The sequence below is a fragment of the uncultured Nostoc sp. genome, assembly GCF_964245445.1.
Classification (GTDB): domain Bacteria; phylum Cyanobacteriota; class Cyanobacteriia; order Cyanobacteriales; family Nostocaceae; genus Nostoc.
In genome coordinates this window covers 13230-38725 of the sequence record NZ_CAXTNE010000005.1, presented here as the reverse complement: position 1 = coordinate 38725, position 25496 = coordinate 13230, and the positions used below count along the sequence as shown (strand labels likewise).

At 47.4% G+C, this 25496-nt stretch carries 28 protein-coding genes, 5 tRNA genes and 5 pseudogenes; 13 read left to right on the top strand and 25 right to left on the bottom strand.

Going from position 1 to position 25496, the window contains the following annotated elements; translation table 11 throughout:
• Window positions 1-59: 59 nt before the first annotated feature.
• A complete protein-coding gene (locus ACFE90_RS01810; RefSeq protein WP_375497183.1) occupies window positions 60-272 on the top strand; it encodes a hypothetical protein in 213 nt (70 codons plus the stop codon).
• A 113-nt stretch (window positions 273-385) separates the two neighbouring features.
• On the opposite strand, the pseudogene ACFE90_RS01805 reads toward ACFE90_RS01810, so the two are convergent.
• Window positions 386-709, bottom strand: a pseudogene (locus ACFE90_RS01805) (transposase); the annotation flags it as partial.
• 275 nt (window positions 710-984) lie between these two features.
• On the opposite strand from ACFE90_RS01805, the gene ACFE90_RS01800 reads away from it, so the two are divergent.
• From ACFE90_RS01800 to ACFE90_RS01790, 3 genes are all read left to right on the top strand, one after another.
• On the top strand, window positions 985-2331 hold the full coding sequence (locus tag ACFE90_RS01800) for a glutamate-cysteine ligase family protein (protein WP_375497181.1): 1347 nt from the start codon (window positions 985-987) through the stop codon (window positions 2329-2331).
• An 817-nt stretch (window positions 2332-3148) separates the two neighbouring features.
• On the top strand, window positions 3149-3559 hold the full coding sequence (locus ACFE90_RS01795; RefSeq protein ID WP_375497179.1) for a hypothetical protein: 411 nt from the start codon (window positions 3149-3151) through the stop codon (window positions 3557-3559).
• 189 nt (window positions 3560-3748) lie between these two features.
• A complete protein-coding gene (locus ACFE90_RS01790; protein ID WP_375497177.1) occupies window positions 3749-4162 on the top strand; it encodes an AAA family ATPase in 414 nt (137 codons plus the stop codon).
• 585 nt (window positions 4163-4747) lie between these two features.
• Here the strand turns inward: ACFE90_RS01790 and ACFE90_RS01785 are convergent.
• From ACFE90_RS01785 to ACFE90_RS01675, 23 genes and pseudogenes are all read right to left on the bottom strand, one after another.
• Window positions 4748-5584: pseudogene (locus ACFE90_RS01785) on the bottom strand (ISAs1 family transposase); the annotation flags it as partial.
• Window positions 5585-5659: 75 nt separating this feature from the next.
• Window positions 5660-5911 (bottom strand): hypothetical protein, encoded by a 252-nt coding sequence (locus ACFE90_RS01780; protein WP_375497175.1) that lies wholly within the window; start codon window positions 5909-5911, stop codon window positions 5660-5662.
• Window positions 5912-5917: 6 nt separating this feature from the next.
• Complete coding sequence (locus ACFE90_RS01775; protein ID WP_375497173.1) at window positions 5918-6523, bottom strand: catalase; 606 nt, start codon at window positions 6521-6523, stop codon at window positions 5918-5920.
• Window positions 6481-6654, bottom strand: coding sequence for a hypothetical protein (locus tag ACFE90_RS01770; RefSeq protein WP_375497171.1), 174 nt, complete (start codon window positions 6652-6654; stop codon window positions 6481-6483). The genes ACFE90_RS01775 and ACFE90_RS01770 overlap by 43 nt, the downstream gene beginning before the upstream one ends.
• Before the next feature lie 102 nt (window positions 6655-6756).
• On the bottom strand, window positions 6757-7794 hold the full coding sequence (locus ACFE90_RS01765) for a methyltransferase (RefSeq protein ID WP_375497169.1): 1038 nt from the start codon (window positions 7792-7794) through the stop codon (window positions 6757-6759).
• 83 nt (window positions 7795-7877) lie between these two features.
• Window positions 7878-8801 (bottom strand): NADP-dependent oxidoreductase, encoded by a 924-nt coding sequence (locus ACFE90_RS01760; RefSeq protein ID WP_375497167.1) that lies wholly within the window; start codon window positions 8799-8801, stop codon window positions 7878-7880.
• 177 nt (window positions 8802-8978) lie between these two features.
• Window positions 8979-9284 carry an SDR family NAD(P)-dependent oxidoreductase gene (locus ACFE90_RS01755; RefSeq protein ID WP_375497243.1) on the bottom strand — a complete coding sequence of 102 codons (306 nt, stop codon included), beginning with the start codon at window positions 9282-9284 and terminating at the stop codon, window positions 8979-8981.
• A gap of 52 nt (window positions 9285-9336) precedes the next feature.
• Complete coding sequence (locus ACFE90_RS01750) at window positions 9337-10356, bottom strand: alpha/beta fold hydrolase (RefSeq protein ID WP_375497165.1); 1020 nt, start codon at window positions 10354-10356, stop codon at window positions 9337-9339.
• 30 nt (window positions 10357-10386) lie between these two features.
• Complete coding sequence (locus ACFE90_RS01745; RefSeq protein WP_375497163.1) at window positions 10387-10614, bottom strand: hypothetical protein; 228 nt, start codon at window positions 10612-10614, stop codon at window positions 10387-10389.
• Between the two features lie 121 nt (window positions 10615-10735).
• Window positions 10736-11203, bottom strand: coding sequence for a nuclear transport factor 2 family protein (locus tag ACFE90_RS01740; RefSeq protein ID WP_375497161.1), 468 nt, complete (start codon window positions 11201-11203; stop codon window positions 10736-10738).
• A gap of 65 nt (window positions 11204-11268) precedes the next feature.
• On the bottom strand, window positions 11269-12048 hold the full coding sequence (locus tag ACFE90_RS01735; RefSeq protein WP_375497159.1) for an SDR family NAD(P)-dependent oxidoreductase: 780 nt from the start codon (window positions 12046-12048) through the stop codon (window positions 11269-11271).
• Window positions 12049-12210: 162 nt separating this feature from the next.
• Window positions 12211-13731, bottom strand: coding sequence for an aldehyde dehydrogenase family protein (locus ACFE90_RS01730; protein ID WP_375497157.1), 1521 nt, complete (start codon window positions 13729-13731; stop codon window positions 12211-12213).
• Between the two features lie 282 nt (window positions 13732-14013).
• Complete coding sequence (locus tag ACFE90_RS01725) at window positions 14014-15081, bottom strand: SDR family oxidoreductase (protein WP_375497155.1); 1068 nt, start codon at window positions 15079-15081, stop codon at window positions 14014-14016.
• Between the two features lie 98 nt (window positions 15082-15179).
• Window positions 15180-16238 (bottom strand): alpha/beta fold hydrolase, encoded by a 1059-nt coding sequence (locus ACFE90_RS01720; RefSeq protein ID WP_375497153.1) that lies wholly within the window; start codon window positions 16236-16238, stop codon window positions 15180-15182.
• 55 nt (window positions 16239-16293) lie between these two features.
• A complete protein-coding gene (locus ACFE90_RS01715; protein ID WP_375497151.1) occupies window positions 16294-16710 on the bottom strand; it encodes an aldehyde dehydrogenase family protein in 417 nt (138 codons plus the stop codon).
• 909 nt (window positions 16711-17619) lie between these two features.
• Window positions 17620-18045 (bottom strand): ester cyclase, encoded by a 426-nt coding sequence (locus tag ACFE90_RS01710; RefSeq protein ID WP_375497149.1) that lies wholly within the window; start codon window positions 18043-18045, stop codon window positions 17620-17622.
• 250 nt (window positions 18046-18295) lie between these two features.
• Window positions 18296-18403 carry an SDR family NAD(P)-dependent oxidoreductase gene (locus ACFE90_RS01705; RefSeq protein ID WP_375497147.1) on the bottom strand — a complete coding sequence of 36 codons (108 nt, stop codon included), beginning with the start codon at window positions 18401-18403 and terminating at the stop codon, window positions 18296-18298.
• A 192-nt stretch (window positions 18404-18595) separates the two neighbouring features.
• Window positions 18596-19168 carry a Crp/Fnr family transcriptional regulator gene (locus ACFE90_RS01700; protein WP_375497145.1) on the bottom strand — a complete coding sequence of 191 codons (573 nt, stop codon included), beginning with the start codon at window positions 19166-19168 and terminating at the stop codon, window positions 18596-18598.
• Window positions 19169-19593: 425 nt separating this feature from the next.
• A pseudogene (locus tag ACFE90_RS01695) lies at window positions 19594-19863 on the bottom strand (transposase); the annotation flags it as partial.
• Between the two features lie 87 nt (window positions 19864-19950).
• Window positions 19951-20118 carry a hypothetical protein gene (locus ACFE90_RS01690; RefSeq protein ID WP_375497143.1) on the bottom strand — a complete coding sequence of 56 codons (168 nt, stop codon included), beginning with the start codon at window positions 20116-20118 and terminating at the stop codon, window positions 19951-19953.
• 26 nt (window positions 20119-20144) lie between these two features.
• Complete coding sequence (locus ACFE90_RS01685) at window positions 20145-20303, bottom strand: hypothetical protein (RefSeq protein WP_375497141.1); 159 nt, start codon at window positions 20301-20303, stop codon at window positions 20145-20147.
• 341 nt (window positions 20304-20644) lie between these two features.
• Window positions 20645-21247, bottom strand: a complete 603-nt coding sequence (locus ACFE90_RS01680) for a hypothetical protein (protein ID WP_375497139.1) — start codon at window positions 21245-21247, stop codon at window positions 20645-20647.
• Between the two features lie 111 nt (window positions 21248-21358).
• Window positions 21359-21694 (bottom strand): helix-turn-helix domain-containing protein, encoded by a 336-nt coding sequence (locus ACFE90_RS01675; protein ID WP_375497137.1) that lies wholly within the window; start codon window positions 21692-21694, stop codon window positions 21359-21361.
• 236 nt (window positions 21695-21930) lie between these two features.
• On the opposite strand from ACFE90_RS01675, the gene ACFE90_RS01670 reads away from it, so the two are divergent.
• Window positions 21931-22968, top strand: coding sequence for a hypothetical protein (locus ACFE90_RS01670; RefSeq protein ID WP_375497135.1), 1038 nt, complete (start codon window positions 21931-21933; stop codon window positions 22966-22968).
• A gap of 57 nt (window positions 22969-23025) precedes the next feature.
• Window positions 23026-23508 carry a hypothetical protein gene (locus tag ACFE90_RS01665; protein ID WP_375497133.1) on the top strand — a complete coding sequence of 161 codons (483 nt, stop codon included), beginning with the start codon at window positions 23026-23028 and terminating at the stop codon, window positions 23506-23508.
• 188 nt (window positions 23509-23696) lie between these two features.
• On the opposite strand, the gene ACFE90_RS01660 is transcribed toward ACFE90_RS01665, so the two are convergent.
• A complete protein-coding gene (locus ACFE90_RS01660; protein ID WP_375497131.1) occupies window positions 23697-23936 on the bottom strand; it encodes a hypothetical protein in 240 nt (79 codons plus the stop codon).
• 17 nt (window positions 23937-23953) lie between these two features.
• Between ACFE90_RS01660 and ACFE90_RS01655 the strand changes: the two are divergent.
• The 7 genes and pseudogenes from ACFE90_RS01655 to ACFE90_RS01625 form a co-directional block, all read left to right on the top strand.
• Window positions 23954-24424, top strand: a pseudogene (locus tag ACFE90_RS01655) (MT-A70 family methyltransferase); the annotation flags it as partial.
• A 57-nt stretch (window positions 24425-24481) separates the two neighbouring features.
• Window positions 24482-24689: pseudogene (locus ACFE90_RS01650) on the top strand (hypothetical protein); the annotation flags it as partial.
• A gap of 199 nt (window positions 24690-24888) precedes the next feature.
• Window positions 24889-24962 (top strand) — tRNA-Asp (locus ACFE90_RS01645).
• A gap of 3 nt (window positions 24963-24965) precedes the next feature.
• Window positions 24966-25042: transfer RNA gene (locus ACFE90_RS01640), tRNA-Glu, on the top strand.
• Between the two features lie 5 nt (window positions 25043-25047).
• Window positions 25048-25124 (top strand) — tRNA-Ile (locus ACFE90_RS01635).
• A gap of 100 nt (window positions 25125-25224) precedes the next feature.
• A tRNA-Lys gene (locus tag ACFE90_RS01630) sits at window positions 25225-25292 on the top strand.
• 118 nt (window positions 25293-25410) lie between these two features.
• A tRNA-OTHER gene (locus tag ACFE90_RS01625) sits at window positions 25411-25494 on the top strand.
• Window positions 25495-25496 lie beyond the last annotated feature (2 nt).

Here is a 25496-nt window from a genome sequence, read left to right as displayed (position 1 = left end):
TAGGGTGTACGGGTATAAAGGTGTAAAGGTTTTAGCGTTGTAACAATAGGAAACTTCAAATGAGAATTTTTGTTCCAGGTCGTCTTTGTTTGTTCGTCGTAGACAAGCTAATGGTGTTTCCATTGTTGTTGAAACTGATGTTAGCGCTCTTCCATCACTCTAAGCAGAGGAAAATAGAAAATCCTCATATTCATAGCAGTCTGGAACAGCGCCGCGCATTCGATTCATCAATGCAATTAGTGTTAAAAAACCAAGTGACAAATGTGAAATAGGAAAAACCTTGAGCCAGGGTTTGATTAGATTAAAAAATTGGTAAGGTTGGATAATCAGGCGTAGATTGTTGAGTATATTCTTCCAATCCAAACCAAAGTCCCACCAATCAGCACAACACACTCAGGAAGTTGCGTTCGGCGAAGCCGTGTCGAAGACTCTCGCTTTCACCATACAGACTATCTGCTAGTACCAGCTTGAAGTTAAACCCCATGACTCGGAGTTTTCTAATCATAGAAGCAGCGATTTCTGGTTTAGTCTGGTAGACATCTAGTTCTAGTAATCTTTGTAATGGTTTATAAATTTCAAACGTTAAGGGAAATGTCATACCCTCGAATAGACCATAAGCTGTAACGGCTACTATTCCGTTCTCTATTTTTCCAAAATTGCCAATATATTGCCGTTTGACATAATCTGTTGTACTCCCCTTCTTTGGGTCTATTGATTAGCGTTGCGGCGTGATGCTGGAGTTTGAGGATGTTAACCCGAACAAATTTGCTCAATTGGTGAAAGATGCCTCACAGTAGACTGAATGGATGGCGTGAGAAAGTTGGGTTTATTTCACATTATCCAGGTTAGACAACAAAATCCCTAACAATCTGATACTACGATTTTCCAAGTCAATTGACTCAAATAGGTTTTGTCTTCGGGTAACTTTATCCTTTAAGCTACATATATTAAGACTGTGGCGAGATTACCCTTGTGGAGGTCTAGATGGCGATAGTCAAGCGTCGGATCGGTCTGGAGCAAGAATTTTTTCTGGTAGATGAAGCTGGTAACTTGAGCGATCGCGCGGATGAGTTTTTAACAAGTTGCCAATTAATGGCTCAAGCACAAGGTTTAAACCCAAATTACTTTGTGGCAGAGTTCGTCAAAAGCATGGTAGAAATTAACACACCTCCTGCTGACACTGCCAAAGAACTAGGAAGAGTTTATCTTACAAATCTCAAATTAGCACTCTGTGCAGCGCAACAGATTGGTTTACGCCTTTATCCTCTATCTAGCTATCCTTTGCATACTATGCCAGTTATGCGGGATCACCCTAATTACCATGTCCAGGCGCGGACTGTAGGCTATGAACAATTTTTACATGCCGGAAAATGTACAGGTACACATCTGCATTTAGAAGTTCCACCTGGGGTAATTGACCCTCGTGTTGCAGTATCCTACAACTCAACATTGGCACAGCGAGAAGAACTATTAAATATCTTTAATTTAGCTACAGCTTGTGACTCTGCACTGATTTCCCTGACGCGGGCGTGTCCCTTTTATGAGGGACAAGCGATTGGTTTAGCCGCACACACAGTTCGTTATCGAGGTAGCGAAATCTTTGGCTGGGAAGGGGTTTACACTCATTTACAGCCTGTTGGCTCCCTTATGCCTTATGCCGAAAGTGTAGAAGGTTTAGTTGAACAGCAATTTGCTCGTTACTATGCTTGGTTACAAGCAATGGAAAAAGCCTCAATTGAACCGAACCTGTTATTAGAAGTAGGAGGGAGCTTACTCAAATCAGCTTGGAATCCAGTTAGACTCAACAAACTCGGCACTGTGGAAATAAGATGTATAGATAGTAACTATCCATCTGTAATTTTAACTGTAATTACACTACTAGAGAATGCAGCCAAGCGAGTTAGACAAGAGAATTTAACAGTTAGACCAGCTAAAGGAATGCAGATATTTGAATTAGTAGGCAACCACCTTTATGTACCGGATTTTGAATATCTTAATGGTGAATTGCTCTTAACCTCAGCTACAGAGGGAGTTAAAAACCTCAAAGTTAGAGCTTATGTCGATTCCATTTTGCAGTTTGCCAGCGCTGTTGGTGGCGAAGGAGCAAATTTTCTAACAAAACTCAGCAGAAACCTCGATCGGTATCAGACGATAGAAGCCAGCATCTTGCAAGAGTTTACCCCAACAACTGCTCAACTTTCATTAGATGCCGGTTTGCGTTTAGTGCGCTCAAGTTGTGACAAGCTAGAAGCACAGGTTTCATCGATAGACATAGAAAATCCCCTCGCAGCCTTGGATACTGATGAAGGATTGTTGCTGAACCAGCATTAATCGAATCTCAAATCTAGTCTGCACAGCTCTCCCGAGGCTGCTGGCATGGCTCTTGGGGAGCCGTTTTGTCACGGATACCTGGGCCACTGGCCTGACTTTTCACGGCATGTGGAAAAGGCCATTTTGAGGGTTTTCCAAGCCCTGATTTTTCCGTTAGCTATTTTCATTAACTTAAAGCTATTGACAATTAGGCTGTGGAAAAAGTCACGTTTTTTCGGGGCTTGAAGACTTCCCGTGAAAAGTCAGAGCCACTGGCAGGTTTGGGTTAATAATGATAGCGGGTATACGTCTGTGGTGTGCGTAACGAAGGTGGCGGTTTAGGTCAATTTCTAGACTGTTATCTCCCTTGGTTGTAGGAGAAGTAGCACGAAGGTACTTGAGAATCATCAAAATCCCAGATATAAAATCGCATTGCTTTTTAGATAAACGTCTATAGTTATGCCCGGATTTCTCACAAAGATTTAAACGACAGCCCAAAACGTTTATGTCACTTAGACTTGAGATAAAATACGCCGTTCACATACTGCTGTAATTCGTGCAATATCTAAAATGCTCAAAGTCTAAGCTCGATAAAGGTTTGGGTAATAGCGATCGCACTGCTTGTGAGAAATGCGGGTTATGCTCTGTTTTTAAACTCAACTGTAAGAATTGCATTTCATGACAGCTTATCTTCGCCAGTTAACAACAGTTTCAATCACTGATACACAGTACCATGACAGTATAATAAACAGTTATTCCACGTTTTTTCTATTCACCATGACCTCAATTCCGGCTTGAAATTGAGCAGGCAGATTGTGTTTTAACTATCGGTGCTTTGATGACTGATTTCAACACAGGCAAGTTTTCTGCCAAACTTGATCCCAGCCAAACTATTGAAGTGCATGGGCAGTACGTAAAAGTTAAACATGCTTTATACAACAATGTCGCTATGGCAGATGTGCTTTCTGCTTTAAGCCAACGGTTGCAGCACCGTGATCCTCAAACGCTTTACTTCAAATCAGCAACAGAGAATTTAGATGCTGGTTTTATAGAGCCAATCGAAGGCGGCTCTTCGGCAGCGATTACGCAGCAGCATTTTTGGCACAGATTTGCTCATTTTCTCCAAGAAGATGATATTATCGTTGATGAGACTGGAACTTGTTTATTTGGCGCTTCTATCGTTCCTTTACCAAAAGGAGCTACTTTTGTTGGGCAAGTACTTTGGGGATCGATTGGTTACTCTGTGTGATGCTGGAGTTTGAGGACATCGACCCGTCAAAGTTTGCTCAACTGGTGACAGATGTCACGGAATGGACTGAGTGGATGGCGTGAGAAAGTTGGGCAAGGATCGAGACTGTGTTGTTCCGTCAAAATTGGAGATATCCAAGCCTTGAGTTCTGACTGTGCTTGAGTTTCAAACCCTTAAATGATTCTACTTATGTCGATCATCGCAGTTATAAACCAAAAAGGAGGAGCAGGTAAGTCAACAATTTCTGTGCATCTTGCGCGATGGCTACAAAAACAAGGTAAATCTGTGCTACTTGTAGATGCTGATGCTCAATGTTCATCTTCTAAGTGGCTAAAACGATTAGAACAGGTTATTCCTTGCCAGATTATTCAAGTGCCCGATGCACTATTGGATGAGTTACCTAAGCTGAATGAATTATATACATGGGTTATTGCTGATGGGCCTGCCGCCCTCTCTGAAACAACCAGAGCATTGGTTTTAACTGCTGATTTAGCAATTATTCCATGCCAACCTGCTGGTATTGACCTAATGAAGTCTACCGAGCGATCGCCCAAGCCACCTAAGCAAGAGTCAAAACCCAACGACCAAAGCCCTTCTTCTTGACCAAGTTGCTTATAAACCAGTAGAGAAACAGCAGCCAACCTCTGAGCCTGACATTACTCCCAGTGATGATCTGCCGTCAGTTGAGCAGCCAGCCCAAGCAGAGGTGATACCTCCTTTAAGGTCAAAGCCGAACGCTGCTGAAAAACCGCAACATTTAGAGAAAAGTAAAGCAGAACGTACCTCTCCTGACAAGAGAAAATCCAAATCACCGCAACAGTCCAAGCAGCAGGGCCAATTGACAAAGGGAGATGATGAACAAGAGTTACCGCAAAAACGCTGTCAACATATCCAGTTTTTGGATTGTAACTTCTCAGTGGGGCGTGTCATATTCGAGTGCTACCACTGCCAACAGGGAATAAGAGCGCGAATATACTGTAGAGCCTGTGATGGGAGAATACTTTGACCGTCCTTCACTGATCCAGGTGAAAGTCCAATGTCCTAATTGTGAGCAGACTGCGATCAGATTAACAACGGGGGAAGTGCTTTCAACAACAGCGATTCCTTCATCTTGGCAGCAATGATCGCACACACCCTCTTCAAGAGTGATTGGTAAGAGATATTAACGACAGGGTAAGAGCATCTCAACTAGGCTTGACATAAGGGCTGAGAAGAATCTAATGTAGAGTCAATGAAACAAGAACTGAGAACTCGAATCATATAATCGTTATCCATACCAGTCCGTTTCATTTTTTGTCGGAGACTACGTTTATAAGTTTGTTCACGATTGAGAGCATTGAGAGCAATGCGTCGTAAAAGAGCAAAATTCCGGGGACTGTGAAAAGAGCGAATGCGACAAGAATCCTCAGCAAAAGTACAATCCAGAGTTCAGTGAGCTTGGTTTTCAATACCCCAATGTTTGCGGATAGCTCGGCCTAAAAGTTGAGCATCGCTGTGTAAAGAAGCCAGATAAAATTGAATCTCACGAGTAGTTTTGTTCCAAAGACGACGCTCCGGAACAACCATAACAATGCTTTGGAGTCCAGCCCAGATTTTGGGTTGGTAAATTTCACCAAGAGCAGAAACTGGCACAGACCAAGCTTGACGAATTTCCGTGCGGTGATGTCCTTTTTCAATGCGGTGGTCGTAACTGACATCAATGCCTTGAAAATCCTGTGCAGCTGCTGTTTCAAACCATTGTTCTACTTGATGGTAGAGAGTCGGATGATTTGCCTTGAGTGCCAGAACATAATCTGCTTTTTTGTGGATAATCTTGTTGGCAATCTCGGTTTGAGTTCCCATTGCATCAATAGTGATGATAGAGCCTGTGATATCCAGTAACTCTAATAATGCCGGAATTGCTGTAATCTGATTAGATTTATCTTCCACTTTCATCTGTGCCAAGACCAAATTTTGTTCACTTGCCCAGGCACTAATTACGTGCAATGCGGATTTACCTTGATTTCGGTCATGCTCTGATGTCAAGTGCATTTTTTATTTGGTTTCGGTTGCTTATCTTTGTTCTTTTGTCAAGTTGCTATTATACCAAATTAGATGAGCTTACCCTGGTAGTTGTGGCTCTTCGACTCGACGGTGGATATAATTCCGGCGTGCTTTTGCGATCTCCTGATAGATTTTCTTTCGAGCCAGGTTGACACTACCCAGAGGTTCATGTTCAGGAAGCGTATGCCAAGGCATAAACGACAGTCCCTCATCTAGCCGCTTCCGCTCCTCGAAGTCAAATTTCTGAGCTGGAATTTTTAGAGTTGCCAGTTTGATAAAGGGTGAGTCTTGCTCTTTCCACTCTTGCATTGGATTTTAGATCGGAGTTTTTTCATCATCAACGTAGAGTTGCACCAAGAAATCAAAAACGGCATCGTTGTTGTCTTCCGACAAATATTGAACCGCTGCCTCACGTAGATAGTTTTCTGAAGTGGGAGTTGAACCGGGCGTATCTGAGGCATGAGGTTTTACAGAAAACTTGATCATCTGAGTGCCAAGCTGATAAGGGGTCATGCTCCAGTATTGAATGAGCAGTGGATTAGTAACCTGTTTGCTCGTAATTGCTTTGAGAATTTTGAATGTAGGTTCTAGCGATCGCAATTCTTCTTCGGTTGCTTGACCGATGCCTGCTTTCGTCAGGGTGGCAAAGCCTTGAGGATCTCGCACTATGAAAACCGGATGGTTGACTAGCAGAAAGTCTTGGGTTTCCTGCTCAATGTCCAACACTGTTTCACCCTGCACCTGCAAGAGTTTGATCGTCATCCCGCGTGCATCAGGTTCAAGGTCTGAGGAGAGCTTGCCGCGCTTCTGTACGGGAGCAGCACTAGAGAATCGCACCCAAACTGGATAAGTCTTGGACTGAGCAAAGACACCAACCTTCAGCAATTCAGGAATGTTGTCCTCAACGCTAAATTCCCCCAAACTAACCCGTGGCTCTTAGCATGGTCGTTTCGTAGGTCTGGTCCATTCTGGGCTTGACGGTTAAGATCAATGTCTAAGATAGTCTCGGTTGCTGCTTCTTCGGCAGCATTAGGCGAATTCGATTGACTCATGACTGATTCTGGTAAATTTTGCGATTTTGATCGAGACCGGGGTTCTGAAGATTGTCGTGAACGGCAGCAATCAGTTCCTTCGGTTATGCAGTGCTCAACCGACTAAACTCGTATGCCCTCAATTACGCTTATACCTGCTCGTGTGGGGTAGATTTTGTTTAAATGGAAGCCGCAAGCCTCAAACAGTGATCGATACTCAACCTCTGTCCGTTCACTGGCTCCTGGAAACAGTACCATCATCGTCAGGTCAAAAAGCTTGCTAAAAGAGGATTCATTGCCTGGCGGAATAACCTCTTCAATCACCAAAAGCTTGTCATTTTCTACCATGGCACGGTGACAGTTCTTGAGAATAGCTCGCGCACTTTCATCTTCCCAATTGTGGACGATGTGCTTGAGCATATAGGCATCGCCAGCACTTGGCACAGAATCAAAGAAATCTCCCGCTATAAGGGAGCAGCGGTTCTCGACTCCCTCCGCGTCGATGAAATTCTTCGCACCAACAATGACATTCGGTAGATCGAAGAGAATGCCTTGCATCGTTGGGTTGGCTTTGAGGATAGAGGCAATCAGACTCCCTTGCCCACCGCCAATGTCAACCAGCTTGTGTATTCCTGAGAAATCATAGCTTGTAACAATCTCGAAGTCTTCGGTTGACGAATAATTCGTCATCGCCTCGTTAAAAGTCTTTCCTTGTTCGGGTTTTTGGGCATGATACTGGAACAGCGGCATTTTATATATATGCTCAAAAGCGCTACCTCCAGTCCGCAGGCTGTAAAGAATATCTCCCCAAGCTTGGTATTCCTCCTCACCGAGTATAGTCACTACAGCGCGCATCGAGCCGGTAATATCAGTCTGCAAACAAGCTGCCAGAGGCGTGAGGGTGAAATAACCCGGCTCTGTCTCACTGAATACCCCCACACTTGCTAGACCACGCAGCAGCCGATAAAGGGGCCGTGCTTTTACGGCTGTTGCTGTTGCTAGTTCATCGTAACTCTTGGAACCATCTTTCAATAAGTCAGCGATCCCAAGTTTAGCTGCGGCATAGAGTGATTGCGAAACCCAATAGCCAGTAGCCATTTGCATTATTGCTACCTGTGGCGGCACGCTCTGCGAGGTTTGTTGGTTTTTTGGCTGAAGCATACAAGCTGTATAATTTTTTCAGTGAATGGGACAATTACGACGACTTATCCTTTGGGCAACGAAACCCGACTCAACGCGCTTCCTTAAGCACTCATTTGCAGCACGATTTTGCCCCGAACATGCCCCTTCTGACTGAGTTCCTGAGCCTGACGGGCTTGAGACAGGGGAAAGATCTGAGCGATATCGGTCTTTACCTGCCCGGAATCGAATAAATTTGCAATCTGCTCCAACAGCGAGGCAGAGGGTTCCATAATCATCATCTCGGCGCGAACACCTTGTTTTTGAGCTTTTTGAGTGTCAGCGGGAGCAGCGGTTGAAACGAGAATGCCACCCGGCTTTAGCACTGCATAAGACCGCGCTTGAGTGTCGCCACCTAACAGATCCAGAACGACATCCACATTCTGCGCCGCTTGTTCAAACGGGGTGGCGTGATAGTCAATTACTTGATCCGCACCGAGCGATCGCACAAAATCTACATTCGCGGCTGAGGCTGTGCCGATCACGTGCGCCCCTTTCCACTTGGCAAACTGCACAGCGAACATACCGACTCCACCCAATGCCGCATGAATCAAAACGGTCTGACCTGGTTTGAAATCTGCATGATCAAACAGGGCTTGATACGCAGTCATGGCGACCATTGGCACTGATGCCGCCTGTACAAAATCGAGCGTTTCAGGTTTGAGCGCGATCGTGTCGGGTGAAGCGGTCGCGAACTCAGCATACGCTCCCATCTTGAGTTCGCCATACACAGATTGACCGACTTGAAACGCTTTGACATTCGTGCCGATCGCTTCCACAGTGTCCGCAACATCCATACCGGGCGTATATGGCAGTGGCATCGGCAAAAACTCCTTCACGGAGCCTGATCGGATTTTCCAATCGAATGGATTGACCCCGGCGGCTTGAACTCGGAGCAGGACTTCATTCGGTTGAGGTTCGGGCTGTGCAACCGTTTCTACTTGCAGCACATCTGACTCGCCATATTGATGAACGCGAATTGCTTGCATGATGTTCCTCTTAGAGTTCTATAGTATTCTGCTGGCTGTTTCTTGATCGGTGATTTGCGACAGCTACGTTGCGATTAGCTAAGCTTGACGATCAGGAGCCGAAGTCAGCAGCCACTCGTTCGGGAAGCGGACTCAGGTTCAAAGAGAACAGCTTATTCGCGTTTTCACGACCGACCTTCAGTTTCGTAGCGTTGTCAAGCTGCATATCGTCAAACCAGCGCCCCGCCATGTCCATCTGCTCGTAAGGGTAGTCTGCGGAAAACAGGACTCGCTCCGAACATCGGCAGTTTTACTAACACCGTAGTGGATCATTTCTGGAGGAACATTGAACGCCGCCGTCGACCCCAAGATGATAAATCGACCCCAGCCAGCTTGCTTCATGCCTGGCAAGTATGCTCGTGCGAGGCGCACCGCAGCCATAACGTTGATTTCCCAGTGCATCTCCCAAAGAGCGTCATCACTCTCGAAGAAGTCGGCGCCGATGAGCAGACAGAATTACACCTGTGGGCGAGCGTTAGTTCGTCCGACTTACCAATCACCTGTCGAGGAACGGCCGAAGTTCCGCGTTGACTTGGGCGCTGCACTCTTCAAGCAACCAGTGGCCGCAGCTCTCGAGAATCTTGGTGTGCAGGAGAGACTTGTCTTTAATGAAGCGGGCTTCCACTTGTTTCGGCAGGACATCGTTAACGCCTTTGGACCCGCTGACGATCAGGGTCGGAATGTTGAGCAACTTGCCTGCGCGAAGGAGAGCTTCGTTTTGCGTTACGTCCTGCGGGTGGGCCGCGTAGTAGCCGCTGAATGCCGCATGGAGGTTTGGCAAGCGGGAGTATGGCTCGATCAGCTCATCCATTAACTCGTCCGTGAACACCTCCTTCTTTCCGGCATAGTCGTTAATGAAGTAATTGAAGAACAGCTTCGGGTCGTTGGCGATGAGCCTCTCCGCGATGTCGCCGAAAGCGAAGAAGCCGAAATGCCAGCCGAGGCCGGGTCCGTTGGCGGTCAGACCGGAATAGGTGAACATCGCCCGGTCGGGAATGGGCGAGTCCATGAAAGAGACCTTACGAATGAAGCCTTGGTTGCGAGCGACCAGCGGGTATGAAGCCGATATGCAGAGGTCGTGGCATACATAGATAATCGGCTCGGTCGTAAGCTTCTTGATGCCTGCGAGCAGCACTGACGATACCTCTTCGGAGCTGTAGCCCTTGCTGGACGGACCCGACTGCCCCAGACCCGGCATGTCGATCGCGATCACTCGGTGCCGTGAGGCGAACTCCTTCATGGCGGGCTCCCACATCTTCCACGTAGACCCGAAGCCGTGGACGAAGACGATGGGACTCCCCCTGCCGCCCGCTACGTAGTGAAGACGTGTTCCGTCCGCGTCCACGAAGCCGCTCGTGAAGTCGGCCGGCACGGCGTACTGACCCCGCTTCTGCGTCCTGACGCGTTCTAGTGCGGCCTTGGAGACCGCTGGCGGCGTGGTGATCGAACGCTCTTGCTCTTGCTGGGCATCAACCGATGTCGTGACTGTCAGCGTTCCAAACATCAGTGCCAACATACATAATTTCGTCCGCATCGCTTCCTCCTGTTAGTTTATGATGGTGCTAACGTTCACGTAAGGTTGATTTGCCAGCGCTTCCTTGAGTTTGTCGCGTTCGAGCAGGTTGACCGCAACGGGAAGGATTCTTTGCTCCATCGGTGGGTTACGGGCTAACCCGTACACCGTCCAATCGCTCGTCCTGGTTAGATGGTTGGCAAGGTTTTTGCCGATAATGCCTGTCGAATTTACAACAAGCGCAATCTGTCTAATACTCATCTGGATTACCCTTAATCTATAACTGCTAGGTCTAAAGCGAATTGCTTCATAGGTGATAAAGATACCCCAATAGAGCATCATCTTCTCAATGAAGGTCTTGGCTTAGCGTTGCAAAGTTTCCTTAGACCTCGACCTCCCCACCTGCGGGATTACTCTGGAACTTCCAGGTACCACCTGAGCGGAAGGTAGAACCTGTGCCAAAGGTGTCCTCCAGGTACTGCATGTAAGTGACCAAGCCATTATTGACCTTCGCAAAGAAGACAAAGGGAGAGGTAAACTTTTTATCGAGTTTCACCGAGTGGGTGGTGAAGGTGCCGAAGAGCGCTACGTTCTCGCCTTCGCCAAAGGCATGATGCACCTCTAAGTCTTCGATCATCCAAAAGGTGTTGAGTTCTTGGAAAACTTTGAGGACGCTGGCTGGACCCCCATTTTTATGCGTGCCCGCCCAAGGCATGAGCTTTTTCAGGTCGGGATTATCAAAGGTGAGCGATACGTAGGTGGCATCGGGGGAAACGAGCCGATTGACAACCTCGGGTTTGGTGGCACCTTTGAGGAGTTCCTGCACGATTTCAACGTTAATGTTTGACATGGGTGTGTTCCTTTTTAATTGGTTTGTGAGGGTAAGGGTTCTTCAACGGGTCAGTGCCCGATGAGTTACATCAAGGTGTCGATCGCTCCGCCATCAACGCGCAGAGCCGCACCAGTGGTTGCGGAAGCTTGGTCAGAGGCGAGATAGACCACGATGTTCGCCACCTCTTCGACCGAGGCGATGCGGCGAATAATTGAACTCGGCTCACGCTGCTTCACAAAGTCGGTAGCCACTTCCTCAAACGGCTTGTTGGAACCTGCGGCGGATTTTTCTAGCATCGTTTTCAATCCCTCAGAGAGAGTCGGCCCAGGAAGCACAGAGTTCACGGTGACGCCAGTGCCCGCCATCCGTTTCGCAAGACCACGCGCCAGCGCTACATCAGCAGTCTTACTAACGCCGTAGTGGATCATTTCTGCAGGAACGTTAAACGCCGCCGACGACCCCAGGATGACAAACCGACCCCAGCCAGCTTGCTTCATGCCTGGCAAGTATGCCCGCGCGAGGCGCACCGCAGCCATAACGTTGATTTCCCAATGCAGCTGCCAAAGAGCGTCATCGCTCTCGAAGAAGTCGGCTGGTTTGTACACGCCGAGGCAGTTGATGAAGATATCGGCTGAGGGTTCGGCGGCGACAAGCGCCGCACACCCTTCCGCCGTACCGAGATCGGCAACGGCACCCCGGACATTTCCAGACAGTCGCGCTACCGTGCCGTCGGTCTGATTAGGATTGCGCCCATTGATCACTACGGTGGCCCCTGCTTCGGCAAGTCCTTGTGCGATGGCAAATCCGATGCCGCTAGTCGAGCCAGTGACAATCGCAGTCTTTCCTGAAAGATCGATTTTCATGGTGATATGGTAAGAGTGCTCTAGTCTTTGATCGTGACGGTGGTAACGGTCTAGCCTGTGGCTTAGCCAATCGCTCTAGCACGCGACGTGCTTATATTCCTTCTTCGCTACCGCCGTCAGATCATTCGCGTATCCGAGGAGATGAGCCGATTTCAAGCTCGACTATTCAACAGAAACGCCAGTACCGGAGAGCGTGCCTGAGTTGAAGGCAATGTGTTTGTACTCTAGGAATTCATCAATCGCTGTCAGACCATTCAATCTGCCGTTGCCGCTACTCTTGAATCCGCCTTCTTCAAACTCGTCCCAAACGACCGCCCAATCGTTAATCCAGATCGTGCCTGCATCGACCTCGCGAGCGACGCGTAATGGACGGTCAACATCGCGAGTCCAAATGCTTGCAGCCAAGCCATACTCGCTATCGTTCGCCAACTGCACCGCTTCTGCCTCAGTATCGAAGATCTGCATGGTAAGAACTGGACCGAAGACTTCTTCCTGGACAATCGTCATTTTCGGATCGCTCACTTCCAGCAGGGTCGGACGATAAAATGCGCCCCTAGCTAGTGGACCTTCAGTAATTGGACCTCCGCGAACAAGCACCTTTGCACCCGCTGCGATCGCTTCCTCTACCATCTTGTCAACACGGGAGACATTCGACTTATCGATCAGAGGTCCCATATCGCTAGATAGATCAGATGCAGGTCCTGTTTTGACGTTCTCTAGTCGCTGTTTGATTAGCGTCCGAAATCGATCGGCAACAGCACGCTGCACTAGCAGGCGAGAACCCGTCATACAGAACTGACCCGCGAAGGTTGTGAGTGCCTTCTCAACTTTGGGTGCAGCCGCTTCAAGATCAGCATCATCAAAGATGATCGTCGGGGTCTTACCACCGAGTTCAGTTTGAAATAGCTTGAGCGTCGCCGCCCCGGTTGCAGAAATTGCTTTTCCGGTCTTTGTGCTTCCCGTAAAGCTAATCACTCGAACATCCTTTGACTCCATCAGAAAAGATGATCCGCCTCTGCCTCTGCTTTCACTAAAGACATTAATCACGCCCTTCGGTAAATCCGCAGCTTCAGCAAGGGTTTTACTAAACAGATAGTTGATCTGTGCTGTATTACCCGGCAATTTAATAACAGTTGTAACACCAGCAGCAAGAGCAGGTGCCAGAGATCGCACAGTCAGGACAAGCGGCGAGTTAAACGGTGCGACGATTCCAGCAACTCCGATCGGAGATCGAGTCACGACCGAAAGATGACCAGGTTGGACTTCCATCGCCCGTCCATAATTCGTTAGCACAACAGATGCCCAGTATCGAAATTTGCTGGGAATCAGATCAACTTCAAATGCTGCTTCGTCATGGACTTTACCGTTTTCGAGCGAGAGAATAGCGATCAGGTCATCTCTCCTGGCTTCAAAGCGATCGGCAATTTGATTCAGCACTCGCGCACGAAGTGCCCGATTTTCCTTCCAGTCTAACTCTCGAAACGCCCGCACCGCAGCATTAATCCCCTGAACTGCCTCGTCACGCCCACCATCTGCATAAGTTCCAATCACCTTGCCTGTAGCTGGATCAATGCTATCAGTATGCTTTTTTGAATCAATCCACTCGCCGTCAATCCAGTTCAGTGCAGGTGTTCCTAGTTCAATGTTTGGTGCTGAGGATTTTTTATCTGTCGTTACTGCCATAGTAGCCGCTCCTTACTTTTTTTCATAACTAAGTTTCTACTTAGAGTCGAAGCTCAACGTACTCTTGTTCGATTAGTGTAATTTCAACCATGTTTTGACCACAGTACATATGACATGCTTGAAAATCACTTAGGACAAGATATCCTTGAAAATTATAAGCTGAGTTGAAAATGCTCAAACTTAAGTACTGCAATCAATCCAGATTATATAGTTTGTATGTATTGATGGGTGAAGGTAACGACAAAAATGTAGTACATAATTTTGTTGTAGTTGGCACTGCTTTCAAGGAATAATATTCTCGCGGCGCAATCTTTCGAAGAGATCGAGGAAGGACTGCAGTGTTTGTTGATAATCGAGAAATCCCAGCTCCCGGCTCTTTGACATATCGCTGAGACATTCAATTTCCCGACCCAAATCTGCATCAGTATGCCACCAAGAAGCAAGTTCGGTCAGCGCATACGGTTTGAGACTGTGTTTAGCAACGATCCTCTCCCACACTGATCCAGCGTCTCGCATCCGCTCAGCCAAAGGAGTTGCGTACCCAGGGTACGGGGCAGACTCGATCCCAAAGAATGCTACCAGTTGTGGCCACAGCCAGCGCCAGCGGAAGACATCCCCATTGACGATGTTAAAAGCCTGGTTGGCAGCTCTTGGCGTAGTTGCAGCCCACTCGATATGTCGTGCGAGTAGACGTGCGTCGGTGACATCGACCAAGCCGTTATACTGCTGAGGTGAACCGGGGAAAACAAAGGGGTGTCCGGTTTCGCGGCAGATAGTCGCGTACACGGAGAGTGTAACGCCCATGTTCATCGCGTTGCCGAGTGCGTGACCAATCATCGTTGATGGTCTGTGAACACTCCACGAGAAGCCTCGCTGTACGGCTTTCTGGAACAGAATGTCTTCCTGTACGTAGTAAAAGTTTAAACCGGGGACGCGGGGTTGTTCCTCCCGGAACGGCGTGTCTAAACTAGTTTGTCCAAAGGCATCGAACGAGCCTAGATAATTTTTTGTGCCAGTTGCCAGCGCAACGTGAGTCAGCCTTGGTGCCGCATCTAGCGCGTCTAGCAGGTTACGAAGCATCGCACCGTTGACATCGCAGTTCTCTTGCTCAGTCGCTTGGCGGGACCAAGTACAGAAAAAAACGTGCGTCACATCGATTTTTGCCAGCGCTTCCTTCAGTTTGTCGAGCTCGAGCAGGTTGACCGCAACGGGAAGGATTCTTTGCTCCATCGATGGGTTACGGGCTAACCCGTATACCGTCCAATCGCTCGTCCTGGTCAGGTGGTTGGCAAGGTTTTTGCCGACAATGCCTGTCGAACCTACAACAAGCGCAATCTGTCTAGTACTCATCTGGATTGCCCTTAATCTATAACTGCTAGGTTCAAAGCGAATTGCTTCATAGGTGACAAAGATACCCCAATAGAGCATCTTCTCAACGTCACGATAGCTTAGAGGAGGCGCTCTCCTGCGATCCGTCCCACCGCGTCCGTTCCTGTATCGAAGAACTTGACCAACTGCTGAGTCACAAACTCGGGTTGCTCCATGACGATGAAGTGGCCGCTCCGCTCAACCTTCACGAGCGTGAAGTTGGTGGCGCACTTCCGCACGATCTGGAGCCAGTTATAACCGGTAAACTCGGCACCCAATCCCAGCACAGGCATCGTCAGCTTCGAGTAGGACTTCTGGTCGTTGATGTCCCTGGGCCAGTCCTGATACCAAGCGTGGCCTGCTCGGATACCGTTCGGATTAGAGTAGGCATCCCCGTAAACTGCGAGATCAATCGGTTCGATCTTGGAATTGTCCTCGAGCATGTAGTTGAACAGCCAAGCGATGTATTCGCGCATGCCGTTGCCAGCGAGCAGCTTCTCATCGAGTCCTCGAACCTGGTGGAATGCGAACCACCACGGATATGGCGGGTGCTCGGCATCGATCTTGTCACCGAACTGTCCCTCTCGCGGAAGCATTCTGAAGTCGTACCAACTCTCGTCGGGATGGGGTACGTCGAGCAGCGCGAGCTTTGTCGTCGCTTCGGGGTGGTTGGCGGCGAAGCTGAACGCGACCATCGCTCCGATGTCGTGACCGACCATATTGACTTTCTGGAACCCCAGTTGGCGGGTCAGATGAAAGATGTCCTCGGCCATCGTCTTCTTGTCATACCCGCTCGCAGGGGCCTCCGAGCTGCCCATGCCACGGATGTCAACGACCACTACCTTGAAGCTGCGTGCCAGGACGGGCATAATCTTCCGGTAGCCCCACCAGGTTTCCGGGTGGCCCGGGATTAGCATGAGCGGAGCGCCGCTACCACCGATGACGTAGTGCAGCCTGACACCGTTTACGTCCGCGAATCGGCTCTCGAAGCCGGGGACACGCTTGACCAGCGCGGCATCTGACGTGTCGAAGCAGCCCTGAGCGACTGGTCGGAGCGGCACCGCGACTTGCTGCGCGTTGCGACCGATATCCCCAGATCCACCCGTGACGATCGCGCTCCTGCTTACTTTTTCTGTCATTTGATACTCCTTTCTTTCGTCTTTAAAGCTTTGTGCAGCACGCAGAGGTCGCCAATTATTTTTTTGAGTGCAATTGGAGTACCACAGATGCCCAGTAGCGAAACTTGCAGGAAATTATGTCAACTTCAAACGCTGCTTCGGCATAAACTTTGCCGTTTTCGAGTGAGAGAATCCCGATCAGATCCTCTCGCCGTGCTTCAAAGCGGTCTGCTATCTGATTCAAAACTCGCGCACGCAGAGCGCGATTGTCTTTCCAGTCTAATTTCCGAAAAGCCTGCACCGCCGCATTGGTCGCTTGAACCGCCTCTTCGCGCCCGCCATCCGCGTAAATGCCAATGACCTCACCCGTCGCTGGGTTTATGCTATTGGTATGCTTCTTTGAATCAACCCACTTGCCATTAATCCAGTTTAATGCTGGCTTCTGCGGGTCAATGCTCATTGCTGAGTCTTTCTTGTCTGTCGTTGCTGTCATAGTAGCTGCTCCTTACTTTTCCTCTTGGTGACTTGACCTCTTGTACAAATACGAAATAAGACCATTTCTTAAAAGATGAAAGTGTCTAAAAGACTATACAAATCAGGCAATTCTGATTGCGAAGAAACGTTTAGGCAATAGGTCTACTGATTCCCTAAAGTGTAAGATCAGGTAGTCTTGGACGCGATGGAGACCCGGATGCAAATGGGTGCGCTATTCTACGCGAAAGGTGTGCTTTGCTGCCGCGATAGTCGCCTTTTTCTAGATCACCGTTCGCATAGGTGCTGATGACTTCGTAGGTCACTGAGTTGCTTGAGTCTCGGATATCGGAGCCGTCGAGCCACTCCCCAGCAATTCAATAAGTGCGTGTAGCATTTTTTCGTCATTAATGTTAAGAAACCTCATTCAGCCTTGATTAAGATATACAAGAACTTGAGCCTGTTGCATATGATTTGAATCATGTGACTGGCATACGGAGAGTAATTTGTCCTCTGGCACGGGTGATAGTTGTACAGTGACAAATTAAATGGCGTTGAGACAAATTGGTGTCATCAAGTTAAGCTTTACTCACTTTAGGCTTGCAACAATTTGTGATGATATAGTTTGCAAGTTCTTTGTGCTAGTTCTTACGCTTAACGCTCTTTGAGTTCAAGCTTCACACCCTCGATGACATTAATTTGGCACTGCGACAAATAAAAAGTCACTGTACACAACCTCTCGTACTCAATTAACTATCTCAATATGGTCGCTGTGCAAGCGGATTGTTAGATCGCCGTAGCTTAGAGCAGGCGATCCATGTAATTGCGTCTTGCCAATGAAGTATCGCCATTATGCGTTTGAGGCTACTTCTCTAAACTTTGCACTGTCTCATCTCGCGACATGACTACGCTTCGGGCTTGATTCCGCTCTTCACCTACTAATGGCAGTCGGGTCCACGCCAATCTGCTGCAGAATACCGAGCTGGTCGGAGCTGCCCCACCGCTCGACAACCTGACCGTTCTGGAAGCGGGATATCTGCACGCCACGGGCACTGACTCGCCGTCCTGTTGCTGGGACCCCAAGGAAGTCGCCCTGGTGCGTACCGGTGACAGTGTAGGCGATCGCCACATTTTCTTCATCAGTAACCATGTGATCCACGGTTACATTTAGATCCGGGAACGCAGTACGGAACGCTTGAAAGAATTGGATAAAGCCCTCTGGACCCGGACCCTGATCGGGTGCTGGGTCGTGATCGATAACATTAGGTGCCCACAGTTCGTGGAATACATTGAGATTCCCGTTATTGACGGCCTCCCCGAGTCGCTGGGATGTGGCAATGTTGTCCTGCTGACTCATGACTATCTCCTAATTAATTGAAGCTCTACCACCAACCCTTAGGGTATGGAGGCAGATTCTTAAGAACATTACTGCTCCTACCGTCCATATTCAGGCTTATACAGCCTTAGATTTGGATTTCCAGGCTCCCCACCCAACGGCAGCGATATTTCCTTGCAGTCTGTTGCTTCAGACTTGGGCATAACTTTCACGGGAACCCCGTGTAGACCAGTTAGACAACCAGCGTGCTTATTCTTACATGAACAACATCTCAAGCAAACATCCTAGCACCGTAGCGAGAGAAGCGACCTGCTGTCGCTTTGCCAATGCCTGATCCGGCACCCGTTACGATCGCCACCTTGCCTGCAAACTTTGTCATAGTGACACCTTCCACCTTAACTACTAAAGTACTTATTTAAGACTAAATCTTTGCCTTCACTCCTTACATTTTCTTTTCGATGACTGAATCCCTCTTGGGGTTAAGGGCCGACATGGCTGTGTTGACACGAAACCTGAGAGTGCAGCTTGGTTAATATATACAAGCATTTTTGCCTGTTGCATATGATTTGAATCATGTGGCTGGCGTACAAAGAGTAATTTGTCCTCTGGCACGGGTGATAGTACCTTCGTTTTCTAGTTTGGTCAGCGTTCGATACAAAACTTCAGGACTCAAACCTATTTCGCTAGCAACGTTCTTGAGCGGTTGGTCAAAGTTCACAGTTGTTTCGCCAAGCGGCGCGGTAACGAGCAGGTATTGCAGCACGCGTTCGCGAGCAGAGCGAATGCTGCGCAGTTCCAGGCGAACTTTAAGCAACTGACTTTTTCTGGCAAGCCGCTCCATCAAGTCAAAGGTCAAGTCTGGGTGGTCGCGAAGCACTGTGAGTAAGAGCTGCTTGGGATACACAATTACACGCGATGGCATCTCGGCTATAGCATCGCAACTGTAGACTTCAGAAAACAGGTCTGACTCGGCAAAGCTTTCACCCGCTCGCACCACCTGAAAGACAACTATTTCTCCTTCTCTGGTGTAACGAACAAGCCTAAGCCGACCAATATTAGCAGCGAAGACAGCTAGTGCCTGGTCTCTTTGGTGAAAAAGTACCTGCCCAGTTGCAAGGTTCTGGTAGGTTATAGCAGCGCGCAAATTAGGTGGGAGAGTGTCAGGGTTTGAGAGATCGATCTACTTACTCCTCCAAGTATTTCTTCTAAGTAATGCAAAACTATTTGGCTGTATGAGACTTATCAAAGTAGAATCTGTCGTAACTGGCCATTCAGACTAGCAACTAGAGTGTTCACAAGACGAGCCAGCCCTCCTGTGTTGTTACTTATAGAGGACACCTCCCTGCATAAATTGTTGTCAAATTGACTGTTAATTGACGGCCTGGCAGCAGTCAATTCTGCCCGTTATGAATGAGCATGACAAGGAGATAGGTATGACTTTATGACTTCAGTCATACCTATCTCCTTGTCTAGTTAGCTGATAATGCTGTCTTCATTCCATCCTATTTATTTTTAGTTTGTTGAACAAGTATTATTTTGTTGATGTAATGTTTCCTTTTATAGCGGTTCTCAGTTGGGTGAAATATAGTAACAGCAGTGAGTGAACCATCCAATAATGTCTTGTTGAGTGACTGCATCTAGGGCATTTGAGATGGCTTGATCTAATTCTTGATATGTTCTAGCTGCTTGGGAACGTAAAAACTCCTTCACTTTCGACCAGCAATTTTCAATTGGTGAGTAATCTGGAGAATAAGGAGATAAATAAACTAACTTAGCGCCAACAGCCTCAATCGCTTCACGGATACCAGTAACTTTATGAGAACTGAAATTGTCCATAACGACAGTTGCGCCTGGCCAAAGATTCGGAACCGAATGGCACTAAGAAAAGCTCTAAGCTATGCTGGATAGGCGCTACAGATTTTAAAGCTATTGAACAGTGAATGAAGGTCTTGGGATGGAATAGGTGATTGTCCTTGATGCAATACCTGCGATCGCTCCTAAGTAATCCCCAACTTCATAGAGAGTGGCGGAGATTTCGCAAGGGGTATTTTCGATGTCTGCGGTAGTTTCCGTATCTATTATTAATAGTTTCATGTTTTGTTCCTGTTGAAATCTGCTGGTTAAAATTTGTCCCGGTGAATACTGAAACTTGCTGCGACTAAAGAACTCCCTAAGAAAGCAGAAAAACTTACCAGCATTGCACCCAAGCAAATATTTTTCTGCTGCTGCCAACCAGAGATGATTATGTTAGGGTTAGCATTTGTCTCGATAATCTCCATACAAGAGCACCCCATTGCTCCAACTCCTGAAAAGCCAGTTAAGAGCAGAGAGACAATTGCAGTTGTTTCTATGGTGCGGTCTTGGTTCTCAATTCTCGTCGGTAGTATCAACCATCTCAATGAGGAGCAATCGCCTTTTCTCACTTCCAGAACGAGGAATTTCTTACACCTCTGTAGCGTGCATCTGCTGGAGGTAGCACAAAATTCTCTTGGCAGTCATAGAAACCCGGATCTGAAAGTGTGATGTTACTTGCTGGACTATGTGTAATGATTATTTGTAATTGCATATAGGTGGCGATTGCAGTTGCTTGGTGTGCAATCGCCTTTCTCACTTCAGCAACTTACGCCGCGACTGCCGTTCTGACTCCCAACGACGCAATCACATCTTTTGCACTGCTAGCAACCCGATTCACCCCGTACTGTCTTGGTCTTGCGTACCAGCTTTCTTGATTGCACCCGACGAAGCCGACAAAACGCCCGTCTTGGTAAAGTTTAGTGCTGAAAGATAACCAGTTAATCTCACCGTGGTACAGACCAAAAACAGTGCAGGCTTCTTCTAATTCATCGCTCAGGCGTTCGTTCCTTTCCCGTGGTGTTTCTGGTAGAGTCGCTTTTACTTCTGCAACTCTTGTAGCGAACCAGTTGCGATCAAAGGGTAGCCGTCCGCCACCGACTAATTGTACCCATACTGTAATCCCGCCTTCTATCCAGATGGTACGGACTGATTCGGGTTGGACTTCGATAATCTCGCTAATGATGCGACGGTCACGAGATGTCAGGGGGTCTTGGGTTGGGGCTACAGCTTCAGCTTGGGATTCAAGGTGGCTGTCGAGTTCTGCTTGGGCTAGTGCTTGCTCATCTTTGAAGGGAACTTCTGTAACTGTTGTTGGTGTGTTGTAGTTGAAGCTAGAAGCCGTTTGCTGTGTGTAAACTGATTGAGTCATAATATAGATAGATTCCTGCAAAGGGTCAAAGGGCGATCGCACAAGTTTCGTAGGCTGTGGCGGTCGTCTTTTGTTTTCATATCTCTACAGTAACAACTCAGGGTACAAAAATTAACTAGAAGTACAAATATTTTTGGAAACTTCAACACGTAAGTCAGACATAATCTCAATCAGTTCTACACCAAGAGTTTTGGCGATTGCTGTAATAATTTTGGTTGAAACAGAAGCTGCTTCGCCATTTTCCAGTTTTCTGATGTATTCTTGAGAGCATTCGACCTTTTGGCTCAAAAGTGCATCTGCAATTTCACGCCTAGACTTCTTGCCACGCAATAATCTTAGGCTGTTTCCACATTCTTTATTCCACGCAAGCATAACAACCCAGTCTAGGGGAACCATAATTACCTCCTTTGTATTTTTTATTTTTATATTTGCACTTTCAGTTGTCATGTGGCAAGATGTTTTTGTACTGTGAGTTCAATCAACCAGTTCAGTTATACAATAATTCATAGACGGCATGAGTATTCCAGCCGTCAAATTGTTTTGTGAACTTATTTTAAGGAGGTTATGGCAAAAAATAATTACGCTTTTCCAAAGGCAATAAAAAGTGATTGCTGAGAACACAGCAGTTCTCATTTGCATTAACCAGTATTTCCCGTGTGTATACAGCACATACAGGTAAAATCATGCTGACACTAAACCGTTCCAAAACAACATCAGCACTCGATTACAACATTCTCAATACCAGCATCCAAGATACCTTTACTGCCATCAATCGATTCGAGTGGCAGGCAATAGAAGAACTACGGGTGATGCGGCATAACGGCTATTACTCTGATGCTGGTTATGCCAGTTTTGAGGATTATTGCGAGAACGAGTTAACCAAACACGGTGGTTATCGTCGAGTTAGAGATTTGCTTTCTGCAAAGAAAGTAGTTGATACTCTGCCAGAAGAACTAAGAGAGAAGATCACTAAACCATCCCAGACACGATCCTTACTCCGACTAGTCAAAACTCCTGAAAAGCTGAACGAAGCCGTTGCGATCGCAGCCAAAGAAAAACCCTTCCCTACTGCGTCCGACTTCGCTAAAGCAGTCCAACAAGTCGCACCGACAACTAAACGCGCCACAAAGAAGCAAGAAAGTCAAACGCAATTGTGTAATTCTGTGACTGTTTCTTCCATTTCGCACCCTCGCTATGGCGAATCAGGAGTGATTGAGGCAGACGCACCAAATCGCTGGCAACAGATTGTTACCTTTGGTGATGGTGAGAGGTTGTTGATCAACAATGCTGATTTGGATGCCCCAAGCGTTCCATTACCCAGAGAGCGGAACTATCCACCAGAATACACCGAAGCGATCGCAGCACTCAAAGAACAACACCAGCAAGAGTTAGAGAGACTTTCCCAGGAATTGAGGATTGGTTTGCAAACAGAAGCCACAACCAGAGCCGAAGCCCAGGTACAAGAACAAATCCAATCTCTGCAACAACTATTCAAGCAACAGAAAGAAGAAAATGTTCAGTTACAGCAGCGCCTCTTGGAGATGGAAGGATTACAGAAACTGGAGATTGAGAATCAGCAACTCCAGCAGCGCATTCAGGAACTAGAACGCACCGTACAACAGCATCCGCTTCAGCAGTGGGGAAATACCATGACCCAGCAAGCGACCAAAGCTTTGAACAAGCAGGTGAAACAGGCGTTAGAGAAAACTATTGATTTGTGATCGCTAGCCCAGGAACCACCAAAGGAAAATGCCCAAGAATGTCTGCGGCTCATGGGCATGGCTTTGAAAAACTTAGCCAGTGCCATGAACAATATTCAGGCATTGGAGGCAGCAGCCCTAATTTTAGGTAGTGAACCTACACCAATTGCGATCGCATATCGAGCCAAACAATTGGAAATGTTGCCCCAAGCGGTTAGCGATATTCGACAGGTACTTGCAAAACTTGGATGTACTTGGCAGGAGTTTTGGGCAGTGGCTCAAGAGTACGAGGTAATTAAGTCGGATTACTGGGCAGAACTTACTACCCAGGAAACAGAGTTAATTAAAACTCTCAAAAACTCATCCACTGAACCTCGGACAATTGGCATTGGTTCTATTGTTGCTCATGCTGACCCATACCGGACTCTGTATTTGCAGAGGGGCGAAGTTATAGAAGAGCAAGGGGGCAAAGTAGTTGTCGCCTGGGATCACTGGCGCAATGAGTTGAAAAAGACTCAAAGCTATTCCAGGGAAGAGTTGCGATTCTGGCAACCTCAATAAACTTCCAGTATTTTGGTGATTCTTTAGACAACTAAATACAAGTACTAAGCCCCGCAATCGCAGCGAGGGAAATTTCCGTGCGTCAACATAAATAGGAGATTGTAAAATGACCGCAACTATTACAAGACCCAAGCTCAAAAAGGCTGCTGCCACTAAACCACAGTCACCGTATAAGCGGCTTCATGTGATTATCCCTCTTCTGTCACTCTCCGAAAACTTTTGCCATTTCTGAATTCTAGAGCTTTTGTATAGCCTGCGATCGCGCGATTATTTTCTAATAACAAATACAAGACCGATTTTTTTCTAATAGTATAGCTTGTATTGATTGCCTCATAAGGTTTATAGCGATCGCCTTCCCGGAGAGTGACAGAAGAGGGGTAAATATCTTTCAGGTTGACTTTGAATCTATCAGTGCAACGATTGTCCAACGACCACAGGAGGTAGCATGAGACTCACAACTCTACAAGGCCAGTACCAGTGCATTGTTATAGATCCTCCCTGGTTCTACAGACTTCGTTCTAAAGACAAAACTCACCGCAACCGCATCCCCTATCAACCAATGCGGACTGAGGAAATTCTGGCTCTGCCCATTCCCGAATTATGCGGGAGCAATGGCTGTATCCTCTGGCTATGGTTCACGAACAACCACATGATCGAAGCGGCTCAATGCTTGCAAACATGGGGATTTGAACTCAAGACTATTTTGACTTGGGAAAAAGTCACCAAAGCTGGTACTAAAACACATCTAGGTGTCGGTCATTGGTTGCGGAATTCGACTGAACACTGTGCAATGGCTGTTCGTGGAAATGTGAAAGCTTTTGCTGGACGGACACTCACAAACCAGTCAAGCATTTTACACTTACCCCGCCGTGAGCATTCACGTAAGCCCGAACAGTTTTTTGAACTTGTAGAAAAGCTGTGTCCTGATATGACCAAGCTGGAGATGTTCGCACGTTCGTCTAGAGTTGGCTGGGTTGTAACAGCGTGTGAGAAGTGTAATTCAATCAAGAGCGATGTCTGACGACAAGCCGCTAGCCTTCGGCAACGCTCCGCGAACGCATCTACGCTTACTACATGAAGCTGGAATGGTACTCAAAAGCAAGCCCAAAGCTCCAATTCACCCAGCAGTTGCATTTGCCGAACAGTTTTGGAACACACAACGCCTAAGTGATAACGAGTAATTTACTTCAAACCTAGTCACAGAGGGCAATACCGCGATTACATAATGCTACCCTCTCAGTTCTTTGAAAAAGTTTGTAGTATGCCCTTGACACCTTATAATACATTATGTATTATATATGTAGTAAAGCACTACAGCCTCTCAAAAAGGCATAGCGCAAACACTTCTGAACCATGAAAACTTAATAGGATGCCACATTTGGGGTGTAGCTCAGTTGGTTAAGAGTGCCTGTCTGTCGAACAGGAAGCCGCGAGTTCAAGTCTCGTCATCCCCGTGTAGCCTTGTAGACAAATAGACAAGTCGTTCTGATTCTCAGTCAGAGAGAAGCGGGTGCAACTCCCGTCGAGGCTTCCAAACGTCGCAGTGTAGCGATTTATGGCAAAGCCCCAAGCTCATAACTTGGTCAATGTGGGTTCAAACCCCATCACTGCTACCAATGCACAGATGGTGTAACGGCAGCACTTCTAGTCTCCAAAACCTTTAGTCAGGGTTCAAATCCAAGTCTTTGGCGTTGCCGTGTCCCGATCGAAAAAGCTTACATACTCGCCTAATGGTAAGGCAACTGTCTCTTAAACAGTCTATGCAGGTTCAATTCCTGTGTGTGAATCAACAGCTTTTTCAACTTACATGGCATACATGGTGCAGAAACGAAGTGGCCGAGCGGCACGTCAAAAAAGCGTGTAATTAGCGGGTTAAAGTCCCGTCTGCACTACCAAATTCATGGGTCGGCTCGCCTACTAGTGTGGGCAACGGTCTAGTAAAACCGCCGCGAAAGAGTGTTGCTGGTTCAATTCCAGCTCGGCCCATT